Raw genomic sequence first — 10,198 nt, forward strand, 5'->3', positions numbered from 1 at the left:
TGTGTATAAGAGACCGGAGCCTGGGCTCTGGGCGCTGCTTGTCACCGATAATGGCCGGGTGGACTTGAAGTGGGCGACAGAGCACACCGAGCGGCTTCGAGCGGTACGGGTTGGCTGGGACGGGGCCGAGGTAGGCGCACCATGTTTTGCGCCGGACTGGGAGACCGAACCCCACGATATCGATCTGCTGCGCATCGCCACCGGGTTCGGTGCTTGTGCCACAGGCGAATACGGATATCAGCGCCCGCCGGCCGACCATGAATACTCGTTCTTTGTCCAAGAACTGCCGGAGTCGGGTGAGTTCGACTTCACCGATCAGCACCGCACCCTGCTGGCGCAGATGAGTTGGGAACTGTCCGATCCCTACTTCGACGAGGAGGTGCCCGGTTGTGATCCCAAGCGGCCGTACGGCGATTTCACCTTCTACCAACTGGAGATGGCGCTCCATCTGGGGCTGATCCCCCCTAAGAAGCCGGAGGGGGAGGATCCGATGACGCCCGAGCTGGTCACTGCGATGACGGACCTGCACCAGCGGATGCAGCCCGCGCTCCAGGTGTTTCTGCACCACTTCGTGATTCCCGACGGGCAACGATTCGTCGGCAACGACTGGGGCGGCTGGGAACGCGCCTGAGCCATCCACCCTTCGAAACTCGGGTAGCGCACTACTCATGGCGCGGCGACCGCACGCGCCCACACTGAGCTCAAACGGCGCTACCCGGGAGATTCGCGATGCCAGAAGATTGTGACGTTTGCATTGTCGGTGCCGGCCTGTGCGGCATGAACGCGCTGTTCGTGGCCAGCACGTACCTCAGACCCGATCAGAAGATCATCCTGATCGACCGTCGTCCCCGGGTCGGTGGAATGTGGGTGGACACGTATCCGTATGTGCGGCTGCACCAGCCCCATCCGATGTTCACTGCAGGCAACATCAAATGGACCCTTGGCCGTGAGCCCTCCTATCTGGCCACCAAACCCGAGGTGCTCGATCATTTCGGCTACTGCCTGCAGCAGATCAAGCAACGGGTGCGGGTCGAGGAACGCTACGGCTGGGATTTCCAGTCCGCTGATGCCGGCGGTGGTGCCGTACAGGTCACCTGCCGGGACGCGGACGGGCAACTGCACACCATCCAAGCCGAGCGATTGATCAAGGCGTACGGCGTGCGGGTGACTCCCAACGACGCACTGGAGTTGTCCAGCGATCGGGTGCAGTCGGTGTCACCGGACTCGTGTGATGTCCGCTCCGGGGAGATCCACGACAGCGATACCCCGGTGTGGGTGATCGGCAGCGGCAAGACCGCCATGGACACCGCGCACGCGTTGATCACGTCGAGTCCGGGGCGCGAGGTGAACATGGTGGCGGGCTCGGGCACCTTCTTCTCCAGCCGGGATCGGTTTTTCCCTGCCGGTGCCCGGCGCTGGTCGGGCGGGGTTTCGTTGACCAAGATGTCCATCGACATGACCCGGCTCTATGACGGCACCAACGAGGACGACGTCGCCCGGTGGTACCGGTCGAACTACGGCACCTCTCCGACCCCGCAGGCCACCCATTTCATGGCGGGGGTCCTGTCGGAGGCGGAGAACGCCGCCATTGTCGCGGGCCTGAACGATGTGGTGATGGACCATCTGGTCGATGTGGTCGACACCAACGGTTCGGCCGATCTGGTGTTGCGTAGCGGGGCCAGGAAAACCGTCGCACCGGGCAGCTGGATCGTGAACTGCACCGGGTATCTCTCCAAAGGTGAGCATCCGTACGAGCCGTATGTTTCCGGTGACGGCTCCATCTTGTCGATTCAAATGCGTTCGGCCACCATGCATCTGACGTCATTCGCGGGCTATTTCGCGACGCACCTGATGTTTTTGGGCAAGCTGAACACGGTGCCGCTCTACGAACTCGACCTGCAGGACTTGGCGCAGAAGTCCAAAACAGCGGTGCTGTATGCGATGTTCACCCTGGCTCAGCACAACCTGAGTCTCATCTCGGATGCGGTGCCGGTCAAGGTGTTCCGTGAGTGCGGCCTGGACTACAACCGCTGGTATCCGATGCCGCGCCAGCTCTCGGCCACTGCCCGTTTCATGGCGACCCATCACCGGGACCGCGAGCATCTGCGTCGCACCCTGGACACCGTGCGGGAGCGCTTCGACGTGCGCTGCGGGCCGCTGGTCGCAACGCCGGCCGGGACCGGCTAGAGCTTCCGCAGTCGCAGCCGGTTGATCGAATGGTCGGCGTCCTTGCGCAGCACCAGGGTGGCGCGCGGCCGGGTCGGCAGGATGTTTTCGATCAGGTTGGGCCGGTTGATGGAATGCCAGATGTCGCGGGCCGCGAACACAGCCTGCTCGTCGGTCAGGGTCGAGTAGTGGTGGAAGTGCGATGCCGGGTCGGCGAACGCCGTCGAGCGCATCGTCAGGAACCGCGAGATGTACCACTTCTCGATGTCCTCGATGCGCGCGTCGACATACACCGAGAAGTCGAACAGGTCCGAGATCATCAGGGCCGGACCGGTCTGTAGGACGTTGAGGCCTTCGAGGATGAGGATGTCCGGATGCCGGACCACCTGCTTCTCACTGGGCACGATGTCGTAGAGCAGGTGTGAGTACACCGGCGCGCAGACCTCGTCGGCACCGGATTTCACCGCGGTGACGAACCTCATCAAGGCGCGTCGGTCATAGCTTTCCGGGAAACCTTTGCGGTGCATGAGGTTCCGCCGGTGAAGCTCTTTGTTCGGGTAGAGAAACCCGTCGGTCGTCACCAGGTCCACGCGGGGGTGGTGGCCCCAGCGGGCCAACAGGGCCTGCAGCACACGGGCCGTGGTCGACTTGCCTACCGCGACACTGCCGGCGACGCCGATGACGAACGGCACCGGTCGGTCCGGATTCTGCTGTGGCTCACCGAGGAACTCCGCCGTCGCGGCGAACAGTCGCTGCCGGGCGGCGACCTGAAGATGGATCAACCGGGCCAGCGGCAGGTAGACCTCTTCGACCTCGAGAATGTCGAGTTTCTCGCCCATACCCCGCAGGCGCAGCAGTTCGTCCTCGGTGAGTTTCAGCGGTGTCGACATGCGCAGTGCACGCCATTGACTTCGGTCGAACTCCACATAGGGGCTCGGCTCGCTCGGCCGCGGCATCCGATCAGTCTTACATCTACGGTTGGGGGCATGGCTAACGGGATCGAGAAAAAGACGGGCTCCGGAACCGGCACAGTGACGGACTCGGCCACTCTCATTCGCGAGTACCTGCTCCTCGGACTGCGTTTCGACCGGGTCGAGGAGGGTTATGTCGATTCGTTCACCGGCGACCCGCAGCTGCGTCGTGTGGTCGAGAACGAGCCTGCGCCCGACCCGGCCGACCTCGCTCGTCAGGCGGACCGGCTGCTGGCCCAGATCCCCGACGACCTCGACCGCGACCGTGCCGAATACATTGCCGCGCACCTGAGGGCGCTCAACTGTGCGGGCCGCAAGTTCGCCGGTGAGCAGGTCGGCTTCGTCGACGAGGTGCAGGCCTATTTCGACGTCCGGATCAGCAAGGGCGATCCGGAGAAATACCGGCAGGCCCACGTCCAGCTCGACGAGGCCCTCGGTGGCACCGGCCCACTGGCCGAGCGGATCCAGGCGCACCGCACCGGAGACGAGATCCCTCCGGCCCGGCTGGAGGAGTGCATCCACGCGTTCTCCTCGGCACTGCGCGACAAGGTGCGCGCCGCGTATCCGCTGCCCGAGGCGGAGACCATCACGTACGAGGTGGTCACCGACAAGCCGTGGTCGGGGTTCAACTACTACCTGGGCGACTACAAGTCCACCGTCGCGGTCAATGCCGATCTGAAACAACAGATGGCCAACCTGCCCCGACTGGTGGCCCACGAGTCGTACCCGGGCCATCACACCGAGCACTGCCGCAAAGAATCAGGGCTGGTGGCTGGACAAAATCAACTCGAACAGACGATCTTCCTCGTCAACACCCCGCAATGCCTGATGGCCGAGGGCCTGGCAGATCTGGCATTGCACGCCATTGTCGGGCCGGGTTGGGGCGCATGGGCGGCCGATATCTATGCCGATCTGGGCCTTCGGTTCGACGGGGAGCGTGCCGAGTCGATCTCGGAGGCGGTGGCGGGGCTGGCCGACGTGCGCCAGGACGCTGCGCTGATGCTGCACGACGAGCATCGCGACGTCGACGAGGTGGTGGAGTTCCTCAAGCGCTGGCTGCTGGTCGACGACGATCGGGCCAGGCAGTCGCTGCGGTTCCTGTCCTCGCCGCTGTGGCGGGCCTACACCAGCACCTACATCGAGGGGTACCGGTTGTTGCGCGGGTGGTTGGACGACCGCCCCGCCGGAGTGACGTTGACGGAGCGGTTCGGCCGGCTGCTCGATGAGCCGCTGATCCCGTCAACCTTGCGCGCTTAGGGCCTCCGCCGGCCGGACAGCAACTTGGTGGCCCTGATTTAAGCGCCTCTACCGTAGGGCGACTGACGTTTGCCCAAAGGTGTCCTGCGTTGCGTTGCTTCATCGATATGACGGTGGTCTCAAGTGCTTGATCACCTTAGTTACCGATCAGTAACATTGTTGCCATAGGGCCTGGTGGCACTACCGGGTCGGGCAAAGGAAATGACCATGGCGGCAAGGGAAAGACTGGACAAGATCAAGCGCATGGCCGGCGTGATCGTGGCGGCCGGCGCGGTGGCGCTCGCCGGGATCCTCGGCTCGGGTGCGGTGGCCAATGCCGCCGGACCTGTCACGAAGGTCGGCAGCGATCCGGTGGCGCCGGTCAGCCCCGGGGGCAAAAAGGCTCCGTTCACCAAGGTCGGTAGCGATCCGGTGACGTCCGTCATCTCGGGCATTGCCGACGCCGCCACCTCTGGCGGCTCTGGAGTCGGGATCCCTCCCCTCGTCAGCCCGTGGCCCGGCGGGGCGTGGGCCGGCCACGATTGGAGTAAGGGATATCCCGGTGGTGGTTTGGCCAACGGCAAGGGCGGCGGCGCTGCCATCCACGGCAAGGCCGGCGGCGCCTGGAATCACCGCTGACAACCGCGAAACCGGGCGCACCGATGGTCCGCCCGGTTTTCGGCGTGGTGCCAGTCGTCGGCGCCGTAATCCGCAAAATTTGCTGATGCGATCTCTGCCGTTCAGGCCCAGTCACCGCGAACCTGTTGCGCCTGCGGTGGGTGCGTTTCCCGAAAATGCAGTTGAAAAGACAAATACTGACCTTGATTCGCTGATTGTCAGGCCCTGGGTTCGGCGGTCGCGATGCCTTGATCGGGCTCGCCGCCCAAGCGTAAAATATTTGCTGAGCATCGTGCGACGTACCGGGCGGCAGCAAGGGGTCGACATGACTACAACGAGCACGAAACCGAACCGGGTCAAGCGCATGGCCGGTGTGGTGGTGGCGGCAGCCGCGATGGGCCTGGCCGGACCTGCGATGGTGGCCAATGCCGATCCCGTCGTGGTCTTGAACGGCGAGACGGTGGCCCCGCCGAAGCCTCCTCTGGTGAGCCCGTGGCCCGGCGGCGCGTGGGCCGGCTGGGACTGGAGCAAGGGCTGGCCCGGTGGTGCCTGGGCCGGTCACGACTGGAGCAAGGGGTGGCCGGGTGGTGGTTATGCCAACGGCAAGGCCGGTGGCGCGTGGAACCACACCGCCGACTGATCTGACCGCCGACGCCTCCAGCGATGAGCTGCTCCTCGCGTGGACATTGCGGGCCTAGGCTCGGAGGGTGTCTGAGTTTCGGCTGTACGTCCCCGCGTTGGCCATGCCGCTCAACATGCTCTTGCTGGCGTGGATGGTGATCGGCCGGGGACTGTTCGTGCAGCTCGGGTGGATGGTGGTGTTCGGCGTCCTCGCCGCACCGTGGCTGGCACTCTGCCTGGTATTCACGAGCAGGTTGATGCGGAAGCAGCCGGAGGGGGAGCTCACCTTCGGGCAGGCCTGGGCCCAGGTCATCCTGTGGGCGTCGATGTTCGTGTTCGGGCTCGCCTGTGTCGACGGCGGAGACAGCCCCGGCGCATTCCCGTCGGTCCTGATGAAGCTGGTCGGTGACGGACCGCGAATGGAAACCCTCAGCAACCTGCTGTGGGCCGGATCGGTGATCGTCGGGGTTGCCGCCTGGTTCGTGTTGCTCACCAAGCTCACCCGGGGCATCGCTGTCCCGCCGCCGACTCAGCCGCCCTATCCGTATCCCGGATACCCGCCGGCCCATCCCTACCCCGGATACCCACCGGGCCAACCCGGCCCGGGACCGTCGAGCTGACCCGCTCCGACTAGGCTGAATGCCATGGCAGCAGACCCGTCCTCCACCTTGCCCGCGGCTTCCGGCGCCGATTACGCCGATACTTCAAGCGCCGCGTACCAGGCCGCATTGCAGGTCATCGAGTCCGTCGAGCCCCGGGTCGCCGCAGCCACCCGCAAAGAGCTTGCCGATCAACGGGATTCGCTCAAGCTGATCGCCAGTGAGAACTACGCCTCCCCGGCGGTGCTGCTGACCATGGGCACCTGGTTCTCCGACAAGTACGCCGAGGGCACCGTCGGGCACCGCTTCTACGCGGGCTGCCAGAACGTCGACACCGTCGAGGCCCTGGCCGCCGAGCATGCCCGCGAACTGTTCGGCGCCCCGTACGCCTACGTCCAGCCGCACTCGGGCATCGATGCGAATCTGGTTGCCTACTGGGCCATCCTGGCCACAAAGGTGGAGGCCCCAGGCCTGGCCGAACTCGGCGCCAAGCACGTCAACGACCTTTCCGAAGCGGACTGGGAGACCCTGCGCAACAAGCTGGGTAACCAGCGTCTGCTCGGCATGTCCCTGGATGCCGGTGGGCACCTGACCCACGGCTTCCGGCCCAACATCTCCGGCAAGATGTTCCATCAGCACAGCTACGGGACCAACCCTGAGACGGGTTTCCTGGACTATGACGCCGTGGCCGCCGCGGCCCGCGAGTTCAAGCCGCTGGTGCTGGTCGCCGGCTACTCGGCCTACCCACGCCGGGTGAACTTCGCCAAGATGCGCGAGATCGCCGACGAGGTCGGCGCCACCCTGATGGTCGACATGGCGCACTTCGCCGGCCTGGTGGCCGGCAAGGTGTTCACCGGTGACGAGAACCCGGTGCCGCACGCCCACGTCACCACGACCACCACCCACAAGTCGCTGCGCGGCCCGCGCGGCGGCATGGTGCTGGCCACCGAGGAATTCGCCCCCGCCGTCGACAAGGGCTGCCCGATGGTGCTCGGCGGCCCGCTGAGCCATGTCATGGCGGCCAAGGCCGTCGCCCTGGCCGAGGCACGCCAGCCGGCGTTCCAGACCTACGCCCAGCAGGTCGCTGACAACGCCCAGGCGCTGGCCGACGGCTTCGTGAAGCGCGACGCGGGCCTGGTCACCGGTGGCACCGACAATCACCTGGTGCTGCTCGACGTGCGTTCGTTCGGCCTGACCGGCCGTCAGGCCGAGTCCGCTCTGCTGGACGCCGGCGTCGTCACCAACCGCAACGCCATCCCGGCCGACCCGAACGGCGCTTGGTACACCAGCGGCGTCCGGCTGGGCACCCCGGCGCTGACCAGCCGCGGATTCGGCGCCGACGACTTCGACCGGGTGGCCGAGCTGATCGTCGACGTGCTGTCCAACACGCAGGCCGAGGGCACCTCGAAGGCCAAGTACAAGTTGGCCGACGGCACCGCCGAGCGCGTGCACGCGGCCTCGGCCGAGCTGCTCGACGCCAACCCGCTGTACCCGGGCCTCACTCTCTGAGTCGGCGCGGGCGACATCACACGTGGCCCGGGTTTTAGAAACCTGTAAACCTCGGTTACAGTTACCTCATGGCACAGAAACCTGTAGCTAATGCGTTGACCTTGGAGCTCGAGCCCGTTGTCGAAGCCGAGCTGCGTCGCCACCTGGATACCGAGGACCTCTGGTACGCACACGATTACGTGCCGTTCGACCAGGGCGAGAACTTCGCGTTCCTCGGTGGTCAGGACTGGGATCCCTCGCAGGTGACCCTGCCCAAGACCGTCACCGACGCCTTGGAGATCCTGCTGATCACCAAGGACAACCTGTCGGGCTATCACCGTGAACTCGTCGAGCACTTCATTCTCGAGGACAAGTGGGGCCGCTTCCTGGGTCGCTGGACCGCTGAGGAGCACCTGCACGCCGTGGCGCTGCGCAACTACCTCGTCGTCACCCGCGAGATCGATCCGACGGCCAACGAGGACGTCCGCGTCGAGCACGTGATGAAGGGTTACCGCGCCGACAGCTACAGCCAGATCGAGACGCTGGTGTTCATGGCGTTCTTCGAGCGTGCCCACGCGGTGTACACCCGCAACCTGCGGGCTCAGATCACCGAGCCGGTGCTGGGTTCGATGGTCGACCGCATCGTCCTCGACGAGGAGCGCCACGAGCTGTTCTTTGCCAACCTCGTGTCGCACCTGCTGGGCACCCATCGCGACGAGACCGTGGCGGCCATCGCCGCGCGCGCCCGTGAGCTCGACGTGATCGGCGCGGACATCGACGCCTACCAGGACAAGGTGGCGGTGGTGGCCGAGGCCGGAATCTTCGACAAGGCCGCTCTGGCCCAGGTCATCTCCGACCGGATCACCGCGTGGGGACTGGCCGACGAGGCAACGCTCCAGGAGTTCATCAAGGCGTAACTCGCCGGGCGTTATTCACGCGGCGCGCCAGCCAGCAACCCTGCCACGGCGGGAGTAGCGTCGAATCCGATGGCTAGCGACATGCTCTGCTGTCCGGACGGTACCGATCGGTTTGATCACGAGAGGACCGGCTCCGGTCCTGGTGCCGCAGTGTCCACCGAGCAACTCGTGTGGGGCCGCGCGGGTTCTAGGAGCGCCACGTGACTGATCTGCCTGTCCGTACCTATGTGCTCGACACATCCGTGTTGCTGTCCGATCCCTGGGCATGCACCCGGTTCGCCGAGCATGAAGTGGTGGTCCCGCTGGTCGTGATCAGCGAGCTGGAGGCCAAACGGCATCACCACGAGCTGGGCTGGTTCGCCCGGCAGGCACTGCGGATGTTCGATGATCTGCGGCTTGAGCACGGGAGGCTGGATCAGCCGATTCCCGTTGGGGCGCAAGGCGGCACGCTACAGGTCGAGTTGAACCACATCGACCAGTCCGTCTTGCCTTCGGGCTTCCGCACCGAAACCAACGACACCCGGATCCTGGCCTGCGCTGCGAATCTCGCAGCCGAGGGCAAGCATGTCACGCTGGTGAGCAAGGACATCCCGCTGCGCGTCAAGGCCGGCGCGGTGGGCCTGGCCGCCGACGAGTACCACGCCCAGGATGTCGTGGTGTCCGGGTGGACGGGCATGACCGAATTCGACGTCGCGGCCGAGGACATCGACACGTTGTTCTCCGACGGCGAGATCGATCTGGCCGATGCCCGGGATCTGCCCTGCCACACCGGTATTCGGTTGCTGGGCGGTAGCTCGTCGGCGCTCGGCCGGGTCAACGCCGAGAAGCGGGTGCAGCTGGTGCGTGGTGATCGCGAAGTGTTCGGCCTCCGGGGAAGGTCAGCCGAACAACGCGTCGCCCTCGATCTGCTGCTCGACGAGTCTGTCGGCATCGTGTCGCTCGGTGGCAAAGCCGGCACCGGCAAATCCGCGCTGGCCCTGTGTGCCGGCCTGGAAGCGGTGCTGGAGCGCAGAACCCAGCGCAAGGTGGTGGTGTTCCGTCCGCTCTACGCCGTCGGCGGTCAGGATCTCGGCTACCTGCCGGGCAGCGAGAGCGAGAAGATGGGCCCGTGGGCGCAAGCCGTCTTCGACACCCTCGAAGGGCTCGCCAGCCCGGCGGTGCTCGAAGAGGTCCTCTCCCGCGGCATGCTGGAAGTGCTTCCGCTGACCCATATTCGGGGCCGTTCGCTGCACGATTCGTTCGTCATCGTCGACGAGGCCCAGTCCTTGGAGCGCAACGTGCTGCTGACCGTGCTGTCGCGGCTGGGTGCGGGCTCGCGGGTGGTGCTCACCCACGATGTGGCCCAGCGCGACAATCTGCGGGTGGGCCGCCATGACGGTGTCGCAGCCGTCATCGAGAAGCTCAAGGGGCACCCGCTGTTCGCCCACATCACGCTGCAGCGCAGCGAGCGGTCGCCGATCGCTGCGCTGGTGACCGAGATGCTGGAGGAGTTCAGTCCGGGCGCGCTGCCCTGATCCCGAGTGATCTGTGGAGTGGGCAGCGGGGGCACCCCCGGGGGGGCGACCCCCCAGACCCCCGCGGC

At 65.7% G+C, this 10,198-nt stretch carries 10 protein-coding genes; 9 read left to right on the top strand and 1 reads right to left on the bottom strand.

Annotated features, from left to right (window positions below; genetic code table 11):
- The first annotated feature begins 58 nt into the window (after nucleotides 1–58).
- Complete coding sequence (locus A5779_RS14050; RefSeq protein WP_064882840.1) at nucleotides 59–631, top strand: hypothetical protein; 573 nt, start codon at nucleotides 59–61, stop codon at nucleotides 629–631.
- Between the two features lie 146 nt (nucleotides 632–777).
- Nucleotides 778–2,187 (top strand): potassium transporter, encoded by a 1,410-nt coding sequence (locus tag A5779_RS14055; protein ID WP_234790227.1) that lies wholly within the window; start codon nucleotides 778–780, stop codon nucleotides 2,185–2,187.
- Here the strand turns inward: A5779_RS14055 and coaA are convergent.
- A complete protein-coding gene (gene coaA / locus A5779_RS14060; protein WP_055116732.1) occupies nucleotides 2,184–3,122 on the bottom strand; it encodes a type I pantothenate kinase in 939 nt (312 codons plus the stop codon). The two genes, A5779_RS14055 and coaA, sit on opposite strands and share 4 nt — an antisense overlap.
- A 30-nt stretch (nucleotides 3,123–3,152) precedes the next feature.
- On the opposite strand from coaA, the gene A5779_RS14065 reads away from it, so the two are divergent.
- The 7 genes from A5779_RS14065 (at nucleotide 3,153) to A5779_RS14095 (ending at nucleotide 10,130) form a co-directional block, all read left to right on the top strand.
- Nucleotides 3,153–4,394, top strand: a complete 1,242-nt coding sequence (locus tag A5779_RS14065) for a hypothetical protein (RefSeq protein ID WP_064882842.1) — start codon at nucleotides 3,153–3,155, stop codon at nucleotides 4,392–4,394.
- Nucleotides 4,395–4,601: 207 nt separating this feature from the next.
- Nucleotides 4,602–5,012: a hypothetical protein gene (locus A5779_RS14070; RefSeq protein ID WP_131811648.1), complete on the top strand. Its 411-nt coding sequence runs from the start codon at nucleotides 4,602–4,604 to the stop codon at nucleotides 5,010–5,012.
- Between the two features lie 304 nt (nucleotides 5,013–5,316).
- Complete coding sequence (locus A5779_RS14075; RefSeq protein ID WP_131811649.1) at nucleotides 5,317–5,631, top strand: hypothetical protein; 315 nt, start codon at nucleotides 5,317–5,319, stop codon at nucleotides 5,629–5,631.
- 67 nt (nucleotides 5,632–5,698) lie between these two features.
- Nucleotides 5,699–6,232 (top strand): hypothetical protein, encoded by a 534-nt coding sequence (locus A5779_RS14080; RefSeq protein WP_064882847.1) that lies wholly within the window; start codon nucleotides 5,699–5,701, stop codon nucleotides 6,230–6,232.
- A gap of 24 nt (nucleotides 6,233–6,256) precedes the next feature.
- Nucleotides 6,257–7,720 (top strand): glycine hydroxymethyltransferase, encoded by a 1,464-nt coding sequence (locus A5779_RS14085; protein WP_064882849.1) that lies wholly within the window; start codon nucleotides 6,257–6,259, stop codon nucleotides 7,718–7,720.
- A 68-nt stretch (nucleotides 7,721–7,788) separates the two neighbouring features.
- Nucleotides 7,789–8,616 carry an acyl-ACP desaturase gene (locus A5779_RS14090; RefSeq protein ID WP_064882850.1) on the top strand — a complete coding sequence of 276 codons (828 nt, stop codon included), beginning with the start codon at nucleotides 7,789–7,791 and terminating at the stop codon, nucleotides 8,614–8,616.
- A 200-nt stretch (nucleotides 8,617–8,816) separates the two neighbouring features.
- Complete coding sequence (locus A5779_RS14095; protein WP_064882852.1) at nucleotides 8,817–10,130, top strand: RNA 5'-3' helicase PhoH2; 1,314 nt, start codon at nucleotides 8,817–8,819, stop codon at nucleotides 10,128–10,130.
- Nucleotides 10,131–10,198: the final 68 nt, after the last annotated feature.

Origin of the sequence: Mycolicibacterium peregrinum (assembly GCF_001665625.1) — a bacterium.
Lineage (GTDB): Bacteria > Actinomycetota > Actinomycetes > Mycobacteriales > Mycobacteriaceae > Mycobacterium > Mycobacterium peregrinum_B.

Excerpts from the sequence above, each read along its gene's own strand:
- A5779_RS14055 (WP_234790227.1), top strand. The coding sequence starts at position 778 with ATGAACGCGCTGTTCGTGGCCAGCACGTACCTCAGACCCGATCAGAAG.
- coaA (WP_055116732.1), bottom strand. The coding sequence starts at position 3,122 with ATGCCGCGGCCGAGCGAGCCGAGCCCCTATGTGGAGTTCGACCGAAGT.
- A5779_RS14065 (WP_064882842.1), top strand. The coding sequence starts at position 3,153 with ATGGCTAACGGGATCGAGAAAAAGACGGGCTCCGGAACCGGCACAGTG.
- A5779_RS14070 (WP_131811648.1), top strand. The coding sequence starts at position 4,602 with ATGGCGGCAAGGGAAAGACTGGACAAGATCAAGCGCATGGCCGGCGTG.
- A5779_RS14075 (WP_131811649.1), top strand. The coding sequence starts at position 5,317 with ATGACTACAACGAGCACGAAACCGAACCGGGTCAAGCGCATGGCCGGT.
- A5779_RS14085 (WP_064882849.1), top strand. The coding sequence starts at position 6,257 with ATGGCAGCAGACCCGTCCTCCACCTTGCCCGCGGCTTCCGGCGCCGAT.
- A5779_RS14090 (WP_064882850.1), top strand. The coding sequence starts at position 7,789 with ATGGCACAGAAACCTGTAGCTAATGCGTTGACCTTGGAGCTCGAGCCC.